General features: G+C 43.3%; 20 protein-coding genes. 11 read left to right on the top strand and 9 right to left on the bottom strand.

Annotated elements, in window-relative coordinates:
• Positions 1-11 precede the first annotated feature (11 nt).
• The 3 genes from ACTXGJ_RS00100 to ACTXGJ_RS00090 form a co-directional block, all read right to left on the bottom strand.
• Positions 12-1,499, bottom strand: a complete 1,488-nt coding sequence (locus ACTXGJ_RS00100; protein ID WP_443564725.1) for a CoA-acylating methylmalonate-semialdehyde dehydrogenase — start codon at positions 1,497-1,499, stop codon at positions 12-14.
• 258 nt (positions 1,500-1,757) lie between these two features.
• On the bottom strand, positions 1,758-3,428 hold the full coding sequence (locus ACTXGJ_RS00095; protein WP_443564724.1) for a fatty acid--CoA ligase: 1,671 nt from the start codon (positions 3,426-3,428) through the stop codon (positions 1,758-1,760).
• Positions 3,429-3,636: 208 nt separating this feature from the next.
• Entirely contained in the window at positions 3,637-4,854 is a 1,218-nt protein-coding gene (locus tag ACTXGJ_RS00090; protein ID WP_443564723.1) for an MFS transporter, read from the bottom strand.
• A 418-nt stretch (positions 4,855-5,272) separates the two neighbouring features.
• On the opposite strand from ACTXGJ_RS00090, the gene ACTXGJ_RS00085 reads away from it, so the two are divergent.
• From ACTXGJ_RS00085 to ACTXGJ_RS00070, 4 genes are all read left to right on the top strand, one after another.
• Positions 5,273-6,175 carry a dienelactone hydrolase family protein gene (locus tag ACTXGJ_RS00085; protein WP_443564722.1) on the top strand — a complete coding sequence of 301 codons (903 nt, stop codon included), beginning with the start codon at positions 5,273-5,275 and terminating at the stop codon, positions 6,173-6,175.
• A 180-nt stretch (positions 6,176-6,355) separates the two neighbouring features.
• Positions 6,356-7,102 (top strand): hypothetical protein, encoded by a 747-nt coding sequence (locus ACTXGJ_RS00080; RefSeq protein ID WP_443564721.1) that lies wholly within the window; start codon positions 6,356-6,358, stop codon positions 7,100-7,102.
• 95 nt (positions 7,103-7,197) lie between these two features.
• Positions 7,198-7,941, top strand: a complete 744-nt coding sequence (locus ACTXGJ_RS00075; RefSeq protein WP_439241254.1) for a hypothetical protein — start codon at positions 7,198-7,200, stop codon at positions 7,939-7,941.
• Between the two features lie 55 nt (positions 7,942-7,996).
• Positions 7,997-8,308: a DUF1244 domain-containing protein gene (locus tag ACTXGJ_RS00070; protein WP_439241256.1), complete on the top strand. Its 312-nt coding sequence runs from the start codon at positions 7,997-7,999 to the stop codon at positions 8,306-8,308.
• Positions 8,309-8,372: 64 nt separating this feature from the next.
• On the opposite strand, the gene ACTXGJ_RS00065 is transcribed toward ACTXGJ_RS00070, so the two are convergent.
• Positions 8,373-8,816, bottom strand: coding sequence for an SRPBCC family protein (locus ACTXGJ_RS00065; protein WP_443564720.1), 444 nt, complete (start codon positions 8,814-8,816; stop codon positions 8,373-8,375).
• A gap of 308 nt (positions 8,817-9,124) precedes the next feature.
• On the opposite strand from ACTXGJ_RS00065, the gene ACTXGJ_RS00060 reads away from it, so the two are divergent.
• On the top strand, positions 9,125-9,871 hold the full coding sequence (locus tag ACTXGJ_RS00060; protein WP_439241260.1) for a hypothetical protein: 747 nt from the start codon (positions 9,125-9,127) through the stop codon (positions 9,869-9,871).
• A gap of 107 nt (positions 9,872-9,978) precedes the next feature.
• On the opposite strand, the gene ACTXGJ_RS00055 is transcribed toward ACTXGJ_RS00060, so the two are convergent.
• Both ACTXGJ_RS00055 and ACTXGJ_RS00050 read right to left on the bottom strand, forming a co-directional pair.
• Positions 9,979-10,497 (bottom strand): Rrf2 family transcriptional regulator, encoded by a 519-nt coding sequence (locus ACTXGJ_RS00055; RefSeq protein WP_443564719.1) that lies wholly within the window; start codon positions 10,495-10,497, stop codon positions 9,979-9,981.
• Between the two features lie 32 nt (positions 10,498-10,529).
• The gene (locus tag ACTXGJ_RS00050) at positions 10,530-11,765 is read right to left on the bottom strand and encodes an NnrS family protein (RefSeq protein WP_443564718.1); all 1,236 of its coding nucleotides are present in this window, start codon (positions 11,763-11,765) and stop codon (positions 10,530-10,532) included.
• A 252-nt stretch (positions 11,766-12,017) separates the two neighbouring features.
• Between ACTXGJ_RS00050 and ACTXGJ_RS00045 the strand changes: the two genes are divergently transcribed.
• Positions 12,018-12,248 (top strand): hypothetical protein, encoded by a 231-nt coding sequence (locus ACTXGJ_RS00045; protein WP_439241267.1) that lies wholly within the window; start codon positions 12,018-12,020, stop codon positions 12,246-12,248.
• A gap of 147 nt (positions 12,249-12,395) precedes the next feature.
• Here the strand turns inward: ACTXGJ_RS00045 and ACTXGJ_RS00040 are convergent, their stop codons facing one another.
• Entirely contained in the window at positions 12,396-13,889 is a 1,494-nt protein-coding gene (locus ACTXGJ_RS00040; protein ID WP_443564717.1) for an aldehyde dehydrogenase family protein, read from the bottom strand.
• Positions 13,890-14,199: 310 nt separating this feature from the next.
• Between ACTXGJ_RS00040 and ACTXGJ_RS00035 the strand changes: the two genes are divergently transcribed.
• The 5 genes from ACTXGJ_RS00035 (at position 14,200) to ACTXGJ_RS00015 (ending at position 19,008) form a co-directional block, all read left to right on the top strand.
• On the top strand, positions 14,200-14,841 hold the full coding sequence (locus ACTXGJ_RS00035) for a TetR/AcrR family transcriptional regulator (RefSeq protein WP_443564716.1): 642 nt from the start codon (positions 14,200-14,202) through the stop codon (positions 14,839-14,841).
• A gap of 265 nt (positions 14,842-15,106) precedes the next feature.
• Positions 15,107-16,351: an iron-containing alcohol dehydrogenase gene (locus ACTXGJ_RS00030; RefSeq protein ID WP_443564715.1), complete on the top strand. Its 1,245-nt coding sequence runs from the start codon at positions 15,107-15,109 to the stop codon at positions 16,349-16,351.
• Between the two features lie 137 nt (positions 16,352-16,488).
• Entirely contained in the window at positions 16,489-17,538 is a 1,050-nt protein-coding gene (locus ACTXGJ_RS00025; protein WP_443564714.1) for an NADP-dependent oxidoreductase, read from the top strand.
• A gap of 117 nt (positions 17,539-17,655) precedes the next feature.
• Entirely contained in the window at positions 17,656-18,333 is a 678-nt protein-coding gene (locus tag ACTXGJ_RS00020) for a type 1 glutamine amidotransferase domain-containing protein (protein WP_443564713.1), read from the top strand.
• A 12-nt stretch (positions 18,334-18,345) separates the two neighbouring features.
• A complete protein-coding gene (locus ACTXGJ_RS00015) occupies positions 18,346-19,008 on the top strand; it encodes a glutathione S-transferase family protein (RefSeq protein WP_439241355.1) in 663 nt (220 codons plus the stop codon).
• Between the two features lie 121 nt (positions 19,009-19,129).
• Here ACTXGJ_RS00015 and ACTXGJ_RS00010 read toward each other — a convergent pair whose 3' ends face one another.
• Positions 19,130-20,473, bottom strand: a complete 1,344-nt coding sequence (locus tag ACTXGJ_RS00010) for a D-arabinono-1,4-lactone oxidase (RefSeq protein ID WP_443564712.1) — start codon at positions 20,471-20,473, stop codon at positions 19,130-19,132.
• Positions 20,461-21,678 (bottom strand): alanine racemase, encoded by a 1,218-nt coding sequence (locus ACTXGJ_RS00005; protein WP_443564711.1) that lies wholly within the window; start codon positions 21,676-21,678, stop codon positions 20,461-20,463. The genes ACTXGJ_RS00010 and ACTXGJ_RS00005 overlap by 13 nt, the downstream gene beginning before the upstream one ends.
• Positions 21,679-21,777: the final 99 nt, after the last annotated feature.

Here is a 21,777-nt window from a genome sequence, read left to right as displayed (position 1 = left end):
CAAAATGCAGCTTACATTGAGATAGTGGTATTCACTTTACCACGGCTCGCTTCATCATCGAACCAGCGCGCCGTGACGGTTTTGGTTTGGGTATAGAACTGCACGGCTTGCTTGCCATAAGGGCCTAAATCACCAAGTTTGCTCGCCCGTGAGCCTGAGAAAGAGAACATAGGTAGCGGTACAGGAATCGGCAAGTTAATCCCAATTTGACCGACCATCACGTCTTGCTGGAATTTATGCGCGGCGGCTCCTGACTGGGTAAAGATAGCGGTGCCATTGCCATTTGGGTTGGCATTCAGTAGTTCTATCGCTTCATCCAAGCTATCGACTCGCATAATACAGAGCACAGGGCCGAAGATTTCTTGCTGATAGATTTGCATGTCGCTGGTGACATGATCAAAAATCGTCGGTCCAACGAAGTTACCTTTTTCAAATCCTTCGACCTTAATACTGCGACCATCCAATATCAAGCTAGCGCCTTCTTCAACGCCCGTATCGATTAATTGCTCAACGCGAGCTTTTGCCGCGGGCGAGATGAGCGGGCCTAGATCTTTATCGTTCTTGCCAGCAGAGACTACTAAGGTTTCGGCTTTGGCTTTGATCTCATCAATCCACTCGCCTGCCGCGCCGACTAATACCACCACCGATAGCGCCATGCAGCGCTGTCCTGCCGCGCCAAAGGCAGCCCCTGCTAACTGGTTCAGCGTCTGCTCTTTATTGGCATCTGGCAAGATAACGCCATGGTTCTTAGCTCCCATCATACATTGAGCACGTTTACCTGACTGGCTAGCACGCTCATAGACATGTTTGCCAACTGCGGTGGAGCCGACAAAAGACACGGCCTTGATATCAGGATGATCACAGATGGCATCGACGGTTGGTTTGCCACCATGGACGACGTTTAGCACCCCTTCTGGTACGCCCGCCTCAACGGCTAGCTCGACTAAGCGCATAGTGACCATAGGGTCTTGCTCGGAGGGTTTTAAGATAAAGGTATTACCCGTGGCGATAGCCATCGGAAACATCCAAAGTGGAATCATCGCAGGAAAGTTAAATGGCGTGATACCCGCACAAACCCCAAGAGGCTGCCAAATACTATAAGTATCGACATCTGAGGCGACGTTTTCGACAAAGTCTCCCATTTGTAAATTGGCAATACCAGCGGCATGTTCGACGACTTCTAAACCGCGAAAGACATCGCCGCGCGCATCGGCAATAGTTTTACCTTGCTCAGCGGTTAGGATTTGAGCCAACTCGTCCATATGCTCGCGAATGAGCGCTTGGTATCTCAAGAAAATACGTGCACGAGTAGTGATAGGCGTCTTGCGCCAAGTCTTAAAAGCGGCTTTTGCGGTGGCGACAGCTTCGTTAATCTCATCATTAGTAGTTTGCGGTACTCTAGCGATTACCTCTTGGGTCGCAGGATCCGTGATATCTATCCACTCGTCAGTTTTGGATTGGGTAAATTGACCATTGATGAGCTGTTTAACGTGATGCATAAGATATCCTTATCTTGTTTGAGTCATCAGAAAATAGGTGACAAAAATAGCTATTGAGGTTTTAGTGAGTAGCAGATTGAGAATTCGATGGTCATCGACTATAGCAATAATGTCAATTTAGGGTCAAGCGCTTTACAGCGACTCACTATTTGTAAATATACATTACTTGTTAAATTTAAAAGCCCATGAATACTCATGAGCTTTTTGACACTAATAAAGAACTTTGCAAAGGGTTAGTACTAACCTCTTGCAAGATGATTAGCTGTTATTCTGCTCGCTATACTCGTCACGCATGACTTTTTTATCATGTTTACCGACTGAGGTCTTAGGTAGATCATCCACGAATTGGAATTCACTAGGAATGCCGTATTTAGGAATGATGCCTTTGGTAACTGCTTGTTCAGCGACAGCCATGATGTCCTCAGCTGTCGTATCTTGATGACTAGGTTTGAGCACGATAAGTGCCACAGGGCGCTCGCCCCATTTTTTATCAGGAACGCCAATGACCGAGACATCTGCTACCGCTGGATGCAATGATAAAATAGTTTCAATCTCTAGTGATGATATCCACTCGCCGCCCGACTTAATGACGTCTTTGAGACGATCGGTAATTTTGAAATAGCCCTCTTTAGTCATATAAGCGATATCTTGGGTATGCATATAGCCATTTTCCCACAGCTCAGTACCGGCATCGTCGTTTTTAAAGTAGCTCTGCGTCAGCCAAGGCGCGCGTAGCACTAGCTCACCAGTGTTTTCTTTACCTGTGCCGACCGACTGATTATCGGTATTCCACACTTGCGCATCGACCATCATCACAGGTTTGCCTGACATACAGCGGCGATTAATATCTTCATCAAGACTCATTTCAGGCTCATTGATAGTGAATTCAGTTAAGCCAATGAGCGGCGCGGTCTCTGACATTCCATAGCCGGTATAAACTTCGATATCTTGCTCGAGAGCCGCTTTGGCTAAGCCTTCGGTCAATCGTGATCCGCCGATGATCATTTTTAGACCATTAAAGCTTTTACCGCGATCTTGGGCTTCTTTAAGCACCATTTGGAGTATCGTTGGTACGCAGTGGGTGATACTGACCTTTTCATTGATAATGAGATCGAGCAAAGTATCAGGTGCATAGCGGCCCGGATAAACTTGCTTGAGGCCTGTCATCGTCGCGGTGTAAGGAAAGCCCCACGCGTGCACATGGAACATCGGCGTCATCGGCATATAGACATCGCCATAGCTTACGCCTTGCTTGTCTGGAAGCATACCTAAGGTTGCCGCCTCCGCCATGCTATGCAGCACCAGTTGACGATGGCTAAAGAATACGCCTTTAGGGTCGCCTGTAGTTCCTGAAGTATAAAAGGTGGTAGCAATGGTATTTTCATCAAAGTCTGGAAAATCAAACTCATCGCTTGCGTCTGCTAATAGTGCCTCATACTCGCCTGTGACACGGCTTTGGTTATCACCAAATACGCCTTCAACTGTTGTACCGTTATCGTCAAGCCAAATAATATGCTCGATACTGGAGTTTTCGAACTGATAGTCTTTAACTAGAGGCGCAAATTCTGAATTGAGCATGAGTACTTTTGGTTTGGCATGATTGACGGTATACAGCACCTTTTCAGGAGACAGACGAATATTGACCGTTTGCAGCACATACTCAGACATCGGAATGGCAAAATAGGACTCAAGATAGCGATGACTATCCCAATCCATAACAGCGATGACATCACCTGCGTCTAAATTAAGACCGTCTAAGACATTGGCTAAGCGATTGACACGGGTAAAAAACTCGCTGTAAGTAAAGCGCTTTTTATCGGCATAAATGATCTCTTGATCCTGCGATATCGTCTTAGCACGGTTCAATAGCTGCTTGATAATCAGCGGATAATCGTAAGCAGATGGAGCGCTATGATAAGCATTTGACATAAATGAGCTTCCTTGTTATTTATAGTATTTGATGAGTTATAGGTAGACTACTAGGCTCTTTTCAAACTCTGAAATGACCTCTTCGATGGTAGAAAAAATAATTTGTTATGTAAAGTAGGCTTGCGTAATTTAAGGATAACCTCATTCAAAAACTTAACTGCCTACTGCTGATGCTGCTTACTAGTGATAAGACTGACTCTATAATGAATTAAGCAGATTGTGATTTGGTTTTTATCATGCCGAAACTTGCGATAAGTAACGCTAAAACTTGCACTAACAGTAATATCCATACGGTAAATTGCCATTCACCATAAGCATAGGCCAAGCCACAAAGCCAAGCCCCTAGCGTGCCACCTGCATAATAGAACATATAATACAGCCCTGAGGCGAGCGAGCGGCCTTGTTTGACATTGACCGCGATATAGCTGATGGTCGCCGACTGCGTGACAAACACCCCTGAAGACATAACCCCAAGGCCTATAACAATCAGCCATAACGGTGTCGCTAGCGTCAACAACACCCCAAGCATCGAGATAATGACTGCAACGATAATCGTACGCGCTGAGCCAAAGCGGCGCAGTAGAATAGTCGATAATGGCGTAATAACCACCCCTATCAAATAGACGGCAAAAATATTAGCTAGAGCGCCAGTGCCTAGACTATAAGGGGTCTCGGCTAAATATAGATTGATAAAGGTAAAGCAGCCTACCAGTGAAAACAGCACACAAGCGCCAAGCAAGCAGGCGGTGACCACATAGCGATTGACCAGATGCGAGCCAAGCGTTTTTATAGCGGAGCGAAAATTAGGGTTGGCCTCGAAATGCTTCGAGCTAGGCAGCGTTTTTGCCACCCACAGTGCACTAATCAACGTCAACGCCGCTAGTACATAGTAAGCCTGACGCCAACCAAAAAACTCATGCAAATGACCCAGTAAAAACCGGCCCATAAAGCCGCCGAGCACGCAGCCTGAGACATAAAAAGACATCAGCCCGGTCACGCTTTGCCCTTCAAACTCCTCACCGATATAAGCAATAATGACCACGGTAATACCTGGAACTGACAAGCCTTGGATAAAACGCCATAGCCCTATCCATTCGATAGTCGTGCTCTGAGCAATCAGCGCAGTAGGCAGGGTCAAAAATAGCAAGGCACCGACAACAAACGACTTGCGCCCTACTGCGTCCGACAGCATACCTAAAAATGGCGACATAATAGCGATGGCTAAGATAGTGGCGCCAACGACCATGCCCGCTTGCACCTCAGTGGCAGAAAAATCTGTCACTAATACCGGTAGAATCGCTTGGATAGAATACACTTGCAAAAAAGCAAACATCCCAATCAAACCGATAGTCAGTTTGAGCACTAAAGAAGGTTTGTAGAACGAATCAGTTTCGGAGGGTAAGCTTAGAGTATTATTTTTATTCACAAAATTCTGATTTGTTATGACGCTCTTCACAAGCGTGGTTAGAAAAGTAGATCTATTTTGACTAGTTCTGACTAAGTATTTAGCCTAGCAAACAGATATTATGGTATCACGCTCCTAGGCGAAGCTAAGCGTTTATGTGTTATCGTTTTTTTAAGCTATAGCAAGTTCAGTATAAAAATAATATAGCGGGACTGGGATGCTTGCTTTTAAATATCAGTTACGTAGCCGCTGTCTGCGCAGGCACAGTACGCCAGAAAAATTTATACGTCCCAAACTCTTCTTTTAACAAGAATTCTTCATTATGACCATTGAGCCTATAAACGCTAACTCCATAAGCGTCAAATTCGCAAAAACGATAAGATTAAACATAGTTGTCGCTCTCATAGCATCATTAGTTTCTGTAACGACGATGGCTGACATGACTATCACTGAAGAACAAGTCGTGCGAGCCAATGAGAGTGTTAAGGTATCAGCAAAATCAATAAAGAAACCAAGTATCCCTTCTTCTCTAACCTTGCCTTTGGCGACCGCTACCAACTGTATTGCTGACAGTGATATTACCGCTGATAATTTATCGCAGGCGCAGAGCAATGGCCCCTTCACCATCAGTAGCAAAAACATACCACGCCAATCCGCTACAGGTTTTGGTGGCGGTACTATTCACTATCCGATTAATGCCAGCGGCTGCGGCTTGCTTGCCGCCATCGCAGTAGTGCCAGGCTTCGTCTCTTATGAATCGTCAATCAAATGGCTAGGGCCAAGATTGGCCTCTTGGGGCTTTGTCGTCATGACCATCAATACCAACTCTATCTATGACAATCCTGATAGCCGCGCCGAACAACTCAGCGCAGCTTTAGATACCATCATCAGCGATAACAGCGTAGGCCCGATAGTAGATCCCAATCGATTAGGCGCTATTGGCTGGTCTATGGGCGGCGGCGGTGCACTGAAACTAGCTACTGTCCGCAAAGAGGTTCGCGCTATCGTGCCCTTAGCGCCTTATCATGACCAAGACTACGGCGAGGTGAGTACGCCAACCTTAGTCATCGCTTGCGAATTTGATCGTATCGCCCGTAATAAAAAATATGGCAGTGTTTTTTATGATAAAGCTATAGGCCCGAAAATGAAGGTCGAGGTCAACAATGCTAGCCACTTTTGTCCAAGCTACCGCTTTAATGAGATCCTGCTAAGCAAACCAATTATCGCTTGGATGCAGCGCTATATTAACGAAGACAAACGCTTTGATAAATTTTTATGTGACAATGAAAATTATAGCGATAGCTCACGCATCTCAAGCTATGACCATGCTAACTGTCTGTAAGCCTTGTATAGTAATGGTGAAAAATACTGCAATGGCTCATCGGTTTCAGTATGATTAACCTCACTTTATGACTAATAAAAACGAGCTTTAGAACCTAGTTGTATAAGCAGTATTCTACAGCCACTGTTTCTACAACTGCTGTTTTTACAACTATTGTTTTTGGGCTGAGGATTATAATAAATGAAAGATCAACTACACGACTTAGGTCACGGCTTTTGGAATATTCGCGGCTCCTTTGTCAGAGACGAGATGATCGATATTGGCAATCAATCGGCACTAGTACGATTAGCTTCTGGTAAATTTATCCTACTAGACAGCTATACGCTGACCGATAAAGTTAGAGAACAAGTCATGGCTCTGACTAACGATGGCGAAGATATCGAAGCGGTGCTCAATGTCCATCCCTTTCATACTGTACACTGTGCCCGCGTCGCCCAAGACTTCCCGCACGCTACCTTTTATGGCAGCGCCCGCCATCATAAGCAAGTACCAGAGGTCGATTGGAGTGAGGATTATGTAGAGAGCGACGCGGTAGCCAAGCGCTACCCTGAGCTTGAGTTCTCATTACCAAAAGGTATTGACTACATATCCCCTGACGATTCGGTACACTCAGGCTCGCTATTGGTTTATCACCCTGCCAGCCAAAGTCTCTATGTCGATGACACCTTCGAGATTGCGCCATCTAAATTATTTAACGAGGTACAAGCCGATATTAACTTGCATGCCACTACCTTAAAAGCGCTAAAAGACGAGCCAAATGCTGGTCAAGACTATTGTGATTGGGGCATCAAGCTTGCCCATGAGTGGCACGATGTGCGCTATTTTTGCGGAGCACATTCAGGATTGGTAGTGTTTGAAACTGGCGAGTTTGCAGAAAAACTAACAGCAACTATTAGTAAAGCTCGCTCGACTTTAGAAGCAGATTAATTTGCAAACTGCTTATTTAAGAGTATTAATTTAACAGTATTAAGCGATATACCACCGTATTATTAACTTAAACAATTACTAATTAGGAGAAATAAATGTCAGAAAATATTCATGATTTAGGCTCAGGGTTTTGGAATATACGCGGTGAATTTCGTCTTGGCGGTGTCATCAATATTGGTACGCAGTGCTCGCTAGTCAAATTAGAATCAGGCAAGTTTATCTTTTTAGACAGCTATAAGCTTACCGGTGAAGTGCGCGATAAAGTGATGGCATTGACTAATAACGGTCAAGATGTAGAAGCGGTACTTAATGTGCATCCGTTTCATACTATTCACTGCGCGCAGATGGCTCGAGACTTTCCACAGGCGACCTTTTATGGCAGTGCTCGCCACGCCAAAAAAGTCCCTGAGGTTGAGTGGAGCGAGGATTTGGTTGAAAGCCAAGCGGTCGCTGAGCGTTATGCTGAGCTTGAATTTTCTATGTCACAAGGCATCGATTATATTCATGCTAATGAGATGATTCACGCCGGCTCCTTATTGGCTTATCATCCTGCTAGTAAAAGTCTGCACGTCGATGATACTTTTATGAGTCCGCCAACTAAACTACTAGGTAAAGTGTTGCCAGAGATAATGCTACACCCTACTACCAAAAAAGCCCTTAAAGACGAGCCAAATGCAGGCAAAAAATATTGTGATTGGGCAACTAAGATCGCTCATGACTGGGACGTTCGCAACTTCTGTGCAGCGCACTCTTACTTAATTCGATTCAGAGAAGGTGAATTTGAAAAAGCTTTACTCAAGGCAGTGAATAAAGCTCGTCCTAAGCTTGAGAATACTTAGGTTAAGTTAAAGCTTCTCCCTTTATAAATACGCACCAAGGATTAGGAAAAACTTTATGGCAAAATTAGAATCCAACATCGAATTAGAAGCCGCGGCATTTCGTCGGTTATTAGCCCATTTAGACGAGCGTAAGGATGTACAAAATATTGAGCTGATGAACCTAGCTGACTTTTGTCGCAACTGTTTGTCCAAATGGTATAAAGCGGCTGGCGAGGAGCGTGGTATCGATATCGACTATGAAGACGCTCGTGAGCTTGTGTATGGGATGCCCTATGCTGAGTGGAAACAGAAGTATCAGCAAAAGGCTACCCCCGAGCAATTAGCGCGCTTTAATGAGCTTGAAGCGGCTAAAAATAAAGAGGATTAAGCTTACAATGAAGTCAGTATTAACTTAGGATTAATCTGAAGGCCGTTATTTTAGCGAGTATTGTTTAGCGGCTTTCAATTGCTTTAAGTATACTGTTAAACCCTACTGTACCTTGTTTTTGCATTTTGCGATCAAGCAAGCGGCCAATCAACGGCAGTGGTATCACTAATCGACCTTCAGATATCCAAGTCACCTGCGTAGTGCCATCTCCTAAATCTTTTAGATCAATGCTCCCTCTGTCGTGTTTCATTTTAACTGGCTTAGCTTTTTCAATTTTGTACTGCATATGAGTGGGACGCTCAAACGCAGTAATGCGCTCCCAAAATTTGACTGGTCCCGTTTGAATGGTTCGTAAAGCACCAATGCCATTACGCTCGTCATCGCCTTCAGTTACTAGTTTCGCCGTACCTACCGCCTTAAACGACCCATAACTGGCATGATCACTTATCGCTTCAAAAACCTCATTAATCGGTTTTTTTACAATGCGTTCTACTTTTATTTTAAACATGAGGCTATCTCGTTGGAGTTAAGTTTAAGACTATTTAAGTTATTTAGGTTAGTCATTCACTTTTATACCATAATGTTTAAGATAAAGCAGTCCCCTCATACACTATATCGCTATTTGTATAAAGTATCGTTTTTTGTATAACATTTAAGCTCGATATCTCTGATATTAGATAGAGAGACTAAATAATATTAAGCCCACAAGGGATAACAAAGCCTAACTATTAATTAAACTTGTCATCCCCTACCCTTACTTGCAGTGCTATAAAATTTGAAATAATTCACAATTATTAATAAATAAGGATGATGACAATGGCAGATGAAATCAAAGATTTAGGCGCAGGATTTTGGAATATACGCGGCTCTTTTAAAGTTGGCGGCGTTCTCGATGTCGGTGCGCAGTGCTCGTTAATCAAGCTAGCATCGGGCAAATTCATCTTTTTGGACAGCTATGAGCTAAAAGATGACGTTCGAGATACAGTGATGAAGCTAACGAATGACGGTCAAGACGTCGAAGCAGTATTAAACGTGCATCCTTTTCATACCGTACACTGCGAACAGATGGCAAAGGACTTCCCGCAAGCAACCTTCTATGGCAGTCGCCGTCATCCTGAGCAAGCGCCAAATGTAGATTGGTCAGACGATTTGGTTGAGAGCGAAGCGGTCGCTAAGCGCTATCCTGAGTTGGAATTTTCTATGCCAAAAGGCATCTATTACATTGCGCCTGATGATTCAGTACACGCCGGTTCGCTATTGGTCTACCATCCAGCGAGCAAAAGCTTGCACGTTGATGACACTTTTATGACCCCGCCAATCAAGCTCCTAGATGCGGTACTACCCGAAGTGTTATTACAACCCGATACCAAAAAAGCGCTTAAAGATGAGCCTGATGCGGCTAAACAGTATTGTGATTGGGCCACGCAATTGGCTCAAGATTGGGATGTGCGAAACTTCTGCGCCGCACATACGCATTTAGTCAAATTTGAGCAAGGTCAATTTAAAGAGACATTATTAAAAACGATTGATAGTGCCCGTCCTAAGCTTGAAAAAGCGCAGTAGCTTAGAGCGCTAAAACCTTAAAGCACTTGAAAATAGAATTACATTTTAGGTTGCCTGTTGGCAGCCTTTTTTGTGTGGCTTAATAAGCTCGTAAAATCTGTCACAACCTAAGATAACAAAGCCGCTAACTCCACCTTGTTATTAATAATATCGGCTAAAGTATAGCCCTCTAAAACGCTAACAAAGGCAGTCAGTGCCTCAAAAAAAACGCCTTTCAATCGGCAAGCAGGACTGATGACGCAGCCTTGTTTTGTAAGTGATGAGGACTTGTTAGCCGTCTCATCAATCAAGGTTATCGGTAACCCTTGTTGCTCGGTGTTATCAACCTTAGGTACGGTTGCCGCAAAGCATTCTACCAACGCAAAATCAGGCTCTATTTGCTTGATTAGTATGCCTAAATTAATACTCTCAGGCGATTTAGCTAACCTGATACCGCCATTTTTACCGCGAATCGTCTCTATATAGCCAAGCTGGCCCAACTGATGAATAATCTTTGTCAAATGACTTTTGGATATCTGATAGCTATTAGCGATATCACTGATATTGGCCAAAGCTTGCGGTTCGGGCTTTACTGCTAGATAAATTAAGGAGCGCAGCGCGTAATCACTATAATTGGTCAATTTCATGGGCAAGCGCTCCTTTGGGTAGTAATCAAAATTTAGCCAAACAAACCATCTGGTCTAGGCTTGGATAGCATCGGTAAGTAGCTGATGCAAAATAGTATAAAGCAGCCGATCCAAGCGCCTTGCGCAATCATAACCCATAATAAGTAATGCTCGGTAGCGATGATAGGTAAAAAGATGCGGCTGACAAATACTAACACCATTAGCGCAAACATCGCATTCACACTCTTTGGGGGCTGATGAATATTGCGCCCCGTATGCCCAAGCGATACTCGTGCCATCATCGCCAGCGTCATCATACCAACACCAGCGATAGATAAGGCGTGTACGGCAATGCTATGGCTAAAGCCAAGCCAAGGCTGTAGTGCATACAATAGAAAGCTTAGACACATGCCCAAAAACGCAAGATATAGCGACCATAATAGCGGCTTTTGCCAAATCCTTGGGTGATACCAACCGGCTAAGCGTAAGATATTAATTAGGGCAACCCCTAGAGCGGCGATAGTGAGCAGATATTTATTCGGATAAAATAGATCGACTATAAAAAAGGCTAAGAAAAAAGCTAAGCTTAGAATATCTTGCCATTTGCTATTGCGTACTTTGATATCAATACCGTCATGGGCCAGTCCACGCTCGATAAAAAACGGCACCACTCGCCGGCCTATGGTCAATACGAGCCCTATAACCAGATAAAGCCCTAGATAGACGCCTATCTTAGTGATAGTCATATCACTAGTAAAGATGCCCCAATAGCATAGCCCATTACCTAACGTTAGTAGCGCAAGCTTTGCCAGAATCCCCATCTGCTTATACTGCTTAACTTGCAAGACCGCTCGAAAAACCACAATGGCCATCAGCCCAACAAATAGCATATCAAATATAGCCGCTAGGTATAATAAGCTTGAGCCAACACCAAAATCAAACCCTAAACCAAAAGCAAGCCAGCTTAAGCGTGCGATCAACCAACAGCTAAAAATAGCTAGCAGCTTGTAGCCATAAGGCATCTTAACCCCAGTCCAATTCTGCACGGCGGTCAATAAAAACCCTGCGACCACCGCCAAAGAATAACCATAAATCATCTCATGACCATGCCAATATAACGGATTCAAAGTCTGTGCGTCGATATCGGTATGTCCAGTAAAAACCAATGCCCATAAAGTCATTACTACTACTGCAAAAACTGCCGCGCCGCTAAAGAAAATGCGAAAGCTGAGATTAAGGATAGGATGCGGTGAGCTTGGTGGCTGCGTTGGTAACTTAATTGATTGCATAGCGTTCAGCTTATTATTAGTGTTTGACTTAAAGGATAATTAATAAAGATTCATTTTAAATGAATGTTATAATTTATTCAATATCAAATTATCTGTTACCATCAAAATGGTAACTCCTGCTAGCTCTTTTAACTTAAGGCTATCAAAGCATGTTTAACAAATCATCAGCGTTATACCACTGATGGACATTGACTCTATATGAGCAGACTGATTAAATGATCGAAGAGCAATAATTATAATTAGGAAAACATTATGAGCGAAGACAATGCCGCCACTGAAAAACGTAAAATCATCAATAGATTTTTGACTCAGTTGACCCGCGAAGAGCCGCAAATGTATTATGCCTCTACCGCTGAGATTTCCCGCAGTATTTATACTTTGATTAAAGAGCACACCAATCGCTTAAGCGTAGAAGAGCAAGCTTTGGTTAGGAATATCAGCGTAGAAGAGATACAGTCCATTTTGGGCTTTAACTTAAAGTAGCAGGTTCATCATTAAGATAAATAATTGTAGGCTGTGAACTCATAAAATATATATTGGTAAGAAAAAAGACTGCTCTAGGGCAGTCTTTTTGTTAGTTAAACTCTTCATTAGAAAGCTTAAAATAATTACCAAAAAGCTCAAAATATCTTAAAACATGTAGCTACGCGGCTGATGTTGATAAGACACCCAATGCAGACGCGTCATCTCTTCTAAGACCCATTCACCATTAAAGCGGCCAATACCTGAGTTCTTCTCACCACCAAAGGGCGCATTGCTTTCATCATTGACGGTGATATCGTTAACATGGGTCATACCTGCTCTGATGCCACGCGCGAAACGTAAGCCTTTTTCCATATCCGTCGTAAATACCGAACTTGATAAGCCATATTCAGTATCGTTAGCCAGTTTAAGTGCTTCGTCCTCATCTTTGGCGCGGACGATACCCACTAATGGTCCAAAGATTTCATTACGGAATAAGTCCATATCAGCAGTAACGTCGGTAAAGATATGCGGTGGCACTATTTGACCTTTAATCTCGCCACTCAGTAATGTCTTAGCTCCTTCATCATTAGCTTTAGCGATTTTATCTTTTAAAGAATCGAGCTGATCTTTATTGATAATAGGACCAACAGCGGTGTCCTCATCGTTAGGATCGCCAACCTTGATCGTTTTTACGTGTTCAACGAAGCGCTTAACGAATTCATCATAAATAGCATCTTCAACGATGATACGGTTGATAGCGATACAAATTTGACCTTGATGCAGGAACTTACCGAAGACTGCCGCTTTTACCGCATTATCTAGATCCGCATCTTTTAGCACCACAAACGGGTTATTACCACCAAGCTCTAGCGCCACCGGTTTGATAGTATCGCCGCCATTGGCAAGCTCGCCGATGTGTTTACCAACTGCGGTTGAACCGGTAAAGGAGACAAAGCTTGGAATATCATGGGTGACGATAGCATCACCAATTTCGCTACCAGCACCCACTACTACGTTGAGTAAACCTTTAGGTAGACCAGCCTCTTCAAATATCTTCGCTAATAATAAACCACCAGTGATAGGCGTATCGCTAGCAGGTTTCAGTACCACCGCATTACCTAAAGCTATAGCAGGAGCGATAGAGCGCTGAGTCAAATGCAGCGGAAAGTTCCATGGGCTAATCACAGCAATTACGCCAATAGGCTCGCGATAAACGAAGTTTTCTTTACCTGCGATGTTAGAGGGGCGAATCTCACCATGCATACGATTGGGAAAAGTTGCCGCTTCAACAGTAATAGCGCGCGCACTGCCAAACTCGACCATCGCTTTGATACGGGTACTGCCCGACTCTTTGACTAACCAATCAACGATTTCTTCCTGACGCTTATCTAAGATGTCAACGACTTTATAAAGCAAGCCTGCACGTTCAGCGGGCATAGTCTTAGCCCACTCTAATTGCGCTTGTTTTGCAGCCTTGTAAGCTTCGTCTAATTGTTTTTCTGTGGCTTGCTTAATCTTGACTAAAGTCTTGCCGTTGAAGGGATTAATATTGGTATTAACGCTCTCACCCTGACCTTTTTGCCATTCACCTGCAATATACTGCAAGTCAAAATTGCTATACGCGCTTGTATTAGCACCTTCATTAGTGTCATTTGACATGGTGTATCCTTTTTATTGATTTTAGATTTTTATTTTTGATTGGTGACGCTAACAAGAGATTTGTAATATCGATTAATTGGGCAATACAAAAGCTAACTTGCTAGACGACTGGTCTAATGTTAACATAGCTTTTATAAAACTAAGATAACTTCACATTAAAGTTTGTTGATTGAACGTAACTTTTACAAACTATTCTTATAACCGATTTTTTGCTATCAGTGCATTTTGCGAAAACTCAATACAATCAAACCGACTAAAAATATAACGTTGATATAAGCAAAATTATAAAAATAAGGAGAACATAGCTTTCATGTCTACCCCTGATAATCCTGACTCACTACCCTCTTTGGATAATAAGGTCTCTGCTACCGCTTTATCCAACACTAAGACCCATCTGCTAGATACGGGTTACCAGCTTATCGCCTATAAAGGCTTTACAGCGGTAGGTATCAAGCAGATCCTTGACACTGCAGGGGTGCCTAAAGGCTCTTTTTATCATTACTTCACTTCCAAAGAAGCCTTTGGTGAAGCAATCATTACCCACTACTTCACTCGTTATAAAAGACGCTTAGACCTTATCGCTGATGAAGATGGTAATGCTCAACAAAAACTCTATGACTATTTTCAGAATTGGTATGACACCCAGCAAAACGGCTGTGATCATGAAAAGTGTCTGGTAGTCAAATTAAGCGCTGAAGTGGCTGATATCTCAGAACCTATGCGAGAAGCTTTGCATAATGGCTATCAACAAACGATTCGTTGGTTAACAGAACAAATCACAGCCGGTTGGAACGATCAGTCAATCCCTAAGCTGGATAACGTCTCTGCTGAGAGCATAGCTAAGCGTTGGTACTTCGCGTGGTTAGGCGCTAGCTTAATAGCCAAAATTAGTAAAACGAATACACCATTAGCCGAAGTATGGCAGATGACAACTATTCAACTAGGTCGCTAAGAGAACTTTATCAGTACGCGTTTAATATCCGTGTAATATCATAGGAGCCATCGCTTCTTGTAGGGTTTTGTAACTGTATAGTATTTTCTCACCTCATTTACTAGACGACTGGTCTAATTGCTGTACAATGCTATTCATCAAAAGATAGTTTATAGCTACTTATCGCTACTCATTGAATAGCGGTTAGTCGAAGCTTTTAGAAAAGTACCTCTTATAACTATTCAATTCACACTGAAAAACACCACAATAATCATTTGGGATTTTTATGAATAATTTTCAATACTACAATCCAGTACGTATCGTCTTTGGTGAAGGTCAAATCAAACAACTCTCAGAACTCGTACCGATTGATGCTCGTGTCCTTATCACTTATGGTGGCGGCTCAGCTGAGCGCACTGGTACTTTGGATGAGGTTAGAACGGCCTTATCAGCGAACGGTAATCGCGAAGTTTTTGAATTTGGTGGTATCGAGGCCAATCCAGAATTTGTTACTTTGCTAAAAGCGGCTGATCAAGTGAATGAGCATGACATCGATTTTATCTTAGCGGTTGGTGGCGGTTCAGTCATTGATGGCAGTAAATTTGTCGCCTTAGTGTCTTCCTTAAAAGAAGAAGATGGTACGGTCTCACGTGAGAAAGCCTGGGATGCGTTGATTGGTTATACCAAAAAATTAGACTCAGCTGTGGACCTTGGTGCGGTATTGACCATTCCAGCAACGGGTTCTGAGATGAATTCAGGCGGCGTAGTCAACTATAGCGAACGTCAAGCCAAACTGCCTTTTGGTAATCCGCTTGCCTTTCCTAAGTTCTCTATCTTAGATCCTGCTAAAACCCTTACCCTACCCGATAGCCAAGTCATGAATGGTGTCGCAGATGCTTTTGTACATGTTATGGAGCAGTACCTGACTTATCCTGTCAATGCCAAAGTACAAGACGCCTTCGCTGAGAGTCTGCTCAAAATTCTTATCGAAGAAGGTCATGCAGTCAAAGCCGATCCCGACAATATGGAAACGCGCAAAAACATCATGTGGACGGCGACTATGGCCCTTAACGGCTTGATTGGTACTGGCGTGCCGCAAGATTGGACCACGCACATGATAGGTCATGAGCTGACATCACTACACGCTATCGATCATGCCCGTACGTTGACGATTATATTGCCGTCAGTAATGCGCGAGTTAAAAGACAGTAAAAAAGACAAGCTACTACAGTACGCTCGTAATGTCTGGAATCTTGAAGCTGATAATCAGCAAAGCGATGACGAGGTCATAGAAGCTGCTATCGTTCGCACTGAAGAGTTTTTCCGTGATCTTGGTTTACCAGTAAGTTTAGCTGATGCCAATCTTGATGACTCCGCTATCGAACCTATCATCAAGCAGTTAGAGACGCATAGAATGGTCAAATTGGGTGAGCATGGCAAAAATGATTTAGAAGTTTCTCGCCGTATTCTAGAGCGGGCAACAACTAGTAACGCTTTAACCCTAATAGCCCATAGTAGTGAGACTCTATAGGTTGCTAGTATGGGTAGTTAAGAAAAGATTTTTTGCTACTTAACAAGCAAAGCATTTAGCAGTTTTTGTACACAACAATGAGCTCTATTGTTGTTGATACAGAGCTAATAGACAATAAATAGAATAGGAAATCATTTATGAGTTTTGATAAACAACAAAATAAACAACAAAACCGCCAAATAAAATTAGCCAGTCGTCCTACAGGTGAGCCAAAAGCCGATACCTTTGAGATGGCGACTAACGATATACCTAAAGCAGGTAGCAATGAGATGCTGCTGCGTACTGTCTATCTCTCATTAGACCCTTATATGCGGGGACGTATGAGCGATGCTAAGAGCTACGCTGATCCACTAGAAATCGGTGATGTCATCATGGGCGCGACTGTGGCACAAGTAGTCGAGTCCAATATCGATAAATTTGCTGAGGGCGATTTAGTGGTATCAAACTCAGGCTGGCAGGATTATAGCGTCAGTGATGGCGAAGGCGTGCTAAAACTTGATAAAAATATGGCAAATCCTTCTTATGGCTTAGGCGTCTTAGGTATGCCAGGCTTCACTGGATATATGGGACTGACCGATATCGGTAAACCGCAAGAAGGTGAGACTTTAGTGGTTGCTGCGGCTACAGGCCCAGTTGGCGCTACGGTCGGACAAGTTGGTAATACCTACGGTACGCGCACTGTCGGTGTGGCAGGCGGCAAGGAGAAGTGTGATTTTGCTGTCAATGAGCTCGGGTTTGATGCGTGTATTGACCATTATGCAGATGACTTCGCTGAGCAGCTAAAAGCCGCTTGCCCTAATGGTATCGATATCTATTATGAAAACGTCGGCGGTAAAGTGTTTGATGCGGTCATGCCGCTACTCAATGCCCATGCGCGTATTCCAGTTTGCGGCTTAGTGTCACAATATAATGCTACTGAACTACCAGATGGTAAAGACCGTTTAAGTGTATTGATGGGTCTAGTACTAAGACAGCGTATGACGGTCAAAGGCTTTATTATCTTTGAAGAGTACGGCGATCACTTCCCTCAATTCCTAAAAACCATGAGCGAGATGGTAGCCTCGGGCAAAGTCAAAACCAAAGAGCATGTCGCTGATGGCTTAGACCAAGCTCCTGACGCTTTTGTAGGAATGCTCAATGGCGATAACTTTGGTAAAACCGTCGTCAAAGTCGCGGATGTCGTCTAATCAACAGCTGATACTGTACTGTGACTCGATTGATTAACTTAACAAAGTGTTTTGATACCTATCAAGTCATAGACCAGTTAATCTAAAAATTTTAATAAAACTACAATAAGGATAATTATGAAAATTTTAATGGTACTAACCTCACACGACCAATTAGGCGATACCGGTAAGCAAACAGGCTTTTGGCTAGAAGAATTTGCCGCGCCTTATTATGCTTTTATTGATGCTGGGGTTGATGTCACCCTCGCCTCTCCTGCTGGTGGTCAGCCACCGCTTGATCCTAGTAGCGATACTGAGGACGCTCAAACCAAAGATACAACGCGCTTCAAAGAAGATAGCGATGCGCAAAAGCACCTTGCCAATACCAAAAAACTGGCGGATATGAAAGCAGAAGATTTCGATAGCGTATTCTACCCCGGTGGTCATGGTCCACTATGGGATTTAGCAGTCGATAAAGACTCAATCAATTTGATTGAAACTTTTGTACAGCAAGACAAGCCGGTTGCTTTTGTTTGTCATTCTCCTGCAGCGCTTAAGAACGTTAAAGTCGATGGTGAATATTTAGTAAAAGGTAAAACTGTCACCGGATTCACCAACTCAGAAGAAGACGCTGTTGGCCTTACCGATGTCGTGCCTTTCTTAGTAGAAGATGCGCTCAAAGCTAATGGCGGTAACTATCAAAAAGCAGGCGACTGGGAGGCTTATGTGGTTGAAGATGGGCTGCTCATCACTGGTCAAAACCCAGCGTCTTCAGAAGAAGCGGCCAAACGTTTGATTAATAAATTACAAGCTTAAAGGAGATTAAGTATTAAACCTAATACTACGATTCGTTTGCATCACCTTAACCAATCACGTTCCATGCGTATTCTTTGGTTATTAGAGGAGCTGGGCGTTCCTTATGAGATTCTCAGTCATCAACGTGATGCAAAAACCTTTATGGCGCCAGATAGTCTCAAAGCAGTGCACCCCTTAGGTAAGTCTCCAGTAATAGAATTGGATGGGCGACTCATAGCAGAGTCGGGAGCGATTACTGAGCTGTTAATCGAGCGTTTCGCTCCTGAGCGTTTGCGCCCTGCGGTCGATAGTAACGAGTATGGCGAATACCTACAATGGATTCACTTTGCTGAAAGCTCATTAATGGTACCTACGCTACTAGAAGTCCTTACCAAAAATGCGATTAGAAGTGATGATAAATATTTAGGACCTTATATAAAAAGGGAAAAGCATAATTTGCTAAGTTACTTAGACAAAGTAGTAAAAAACAAATCTTATATTGTTGCCAATAAGCTTAGTGGCGCTGATTTTATGCTCTCTTTTGATTTGATAATCATGGCGCAAAGCAAAGTACTGGACGACTATGTGCATGTTAAACAGTATGCATTACAACTTGCCAGCTTAGACAGCTATCAGCGTGCTATGAGGCTTGAAGACAATTACGATGAGTCTGTACAGCCTAATATAATGAAGTAGACTGATGAGTGTTTATAGCTGGTAATAAACTATAGAATGTCCATAAAAAAAGATAGCTCCTCTTGAGCTGTCTTTTTTTATGGACATTCTAGGAGTGTTCAGATGATTTGAGTATCAGGCTTTAACAAGCGGTTTGATTTAAAAACTTCTGCTCAAGCCAACTATTCATAAAGACATTATCAGGATCGTACTGTTTTCTAATTTCTAAAAAGCGTTTTAGATCAGGATACAGAGCGTGCAGTTCATCAGCACTTAACTTATTAACTTTGCCCCAGTGTGGACGGCCTTGCCACTTTTTCATGTACTCATATAGCCAGTTAAACAATGGCTCACTATCCATACCTTTATAGACATGAAAAGACAGTACCGCGCAGTCCGCGCCTTGCGTCGGACTGAGCATACCGGTTTCTCCTTTATGAGTACGTACTTCAATAGGAAAGTGCGAGCCTTTATTGCCTTGCAATAAAATACTATTGACCTCGGAGATACAAGCGTCAAAATCAGAGAGTTTTATAAAGTATTCTGACTCGTTGAATTTAACGCCGCGCGGCGTAGGAAACACCTCATAGCTATAGCCTTCTCGCTTAGTATTAGGAATGGAGTCGGCTGAGATTTGGCTGACTTTTTTTGTCCACTTTGGATTCATTCTTGCCATCTCAGACAATAAATAAAAAGCGCCATTTAAAGTGACTTTGCTATCGAATTGGTCTTTAAATTTTTGCCAGCCTGTCATCGCTTTTGGCGCAATGATTGATAAGGTTTTTTGCTGCAGTTTATTGGTGCCGGGAAATAAGAACCACTCTAGATGGCGGTGCTGTTGCGCCAGATCATGAAAGCGCGCTAAGCCCTCTTCAAACTCCAACACTTCATTACGCTCAGCTAGACCATACAAGTCAACGGCTTGAATAGTTAGCTTGGTAAAGATTCCGAGCATGCCAAGGCTAGCATGCAAGGCATTACCAAGCTCATCAGTTCGTGCCTCGCCTCTTTGATGAGTGTGTAGCTCTCCTTTGCCATCCACCCATTCCCAAGCGATGACCTGATTAGCGATAGAGCCTAAGCTTAGACCTGTACCGTGGGTTGCGGTACTGGCTGAACCTGCGATAGTCTGCTCTTGCACATCGCCCATGTTCTCAAGTGCCAAGCCATGCTCTCTTAACGCCTCGCCTATCTCCGATAAATAAGTCCCTGCATGTAGCGTGGCTTGTTTCGCGTCTTTATCAACTGAAATCAACCCGCGCATATGATGCAAACTAATAGCGATCTCTTCAGGTTTAGCGCAGCCACTAAAAGAGTGCGCGGCTCCCGTGACTCTGACGCGCTTGTTATCAGCGCGAGCTTTTTTGACGATCTCTTGTAGCTCTTTAACTGAGGAAGGCGTTAGCTTTTGCTCAGGCTCAGCGCTGACGTAACCTACCCAATTTTGCCATTTATTACTGCGCTGCCACTCGGTTAATGAAAACATTGTCCCGCTCCTCGGTAAGTCATCATAGTTTTAAGTCCTTTTTTATCCTTTGAGGCATGAGCTATCGTGATTGAACCAGATTGCCGATAGCAAACGAGCTCATTAAAGTGTTCATTTAGCTCCCCTGCTTTGGCGTGTCGACACCATACAAAATCGCCAATATTGATAGCAGTAGCTCTTTTATCAATAGCCATAGGCGTTTGCACTTCACCAAAACCCTCATCAGCCAGTATCGATAAGTATTTTGGATAATGAACGACCGGTATTTTATCCGCACCAACCGCGCCTGAGGCAATAAAGCCGCCACCATGACAAGTGATTACCCCTTTTTCAGGGTGGCGAGTGACAGGTAACACAAATCCTGCCGCAGGTTTGAACTCCTGCATAGTCTCCATATAATCAAAATAAGCAGGCTTATAATAAGCGGAGCCGACCGTAATCTCAGTAACTTCAGCTTGGCTTGAAGTAAAATCCATACTACCGCTACCACCGCCATTGACTAACTCTAGAGCATAGTCTTGTTTTTTTAGCCAAGCGACTATCGAGTTGCGGCGTTGACTGACCTGCTTTTTGGAGCGGTGTTTAAGCAAACGGATGGCAGGGGTCAGCAGGGTTTTACCGGGTACGTGCTCAGCCAAGCCTGCAATTTGCGCCTCGTAACCCATGACGCTAGTTAGTTTAACCTGCGGGCATTTTTTTATGATTTTGAGCAAAGCTTTAACGTCTTTTTTACTCATAAGTGCGGAGCGTTTGCTGCCAAAATATAGCTTAGGTAACGGCATAGACATATTTATATCGAGGCAAATCTCGACGATTACTGCATGGTCTTTTGCCACTTGATTGAGTATCTCGACATGTTCAGGGCGATCAACCATCCAAACCATTTTCGCGCCCTTATCGGTATAGCTAAAGGTTTGTGCGACACTATCTTTGTCTAAAGTAGGATAAGCGCATAAGATATTATCAAAGCCGTTTTCTAATAAAAAAACCGACTCATCGGCAGCATAAGACATGAGGCCAACATAATTTGGAGAATTGTCTTTGATATAGTGTAGTACATCAATAGAGCGGATAGACTTGGTCGCTAAGCGTAAATTGACGGCTTGGGTTTTTTGATTGACTAGATTGATATTATGATCGAGGGCTTCCATATCGAGCCAAGCGCTTGGTGCGTTACTAGAGGGAACAATGTGGGCAAAATCCATTTTGCTTTCCTTAAACTGGCTTTATAGTTAAGTCTTTATAAAATCGATACAGCCCATATCATGAAACAGTTTAGGTAAATTATTCTCCATCCACCCTTG

The organism is Psychrobacter sp. 1Y11, assembly GCF_052259045.1.
GTDB lineage: Bacteria > Pseudomonadota > Gammaproteobacteria > Pseudomonadales > Moraxellaceae > Psychrobacter.
The sequence above is the reverse complement of the archived record's forward strand: the minus strand, read 5'-3'. Positions and strand labels throughout refer to the sequence as shown.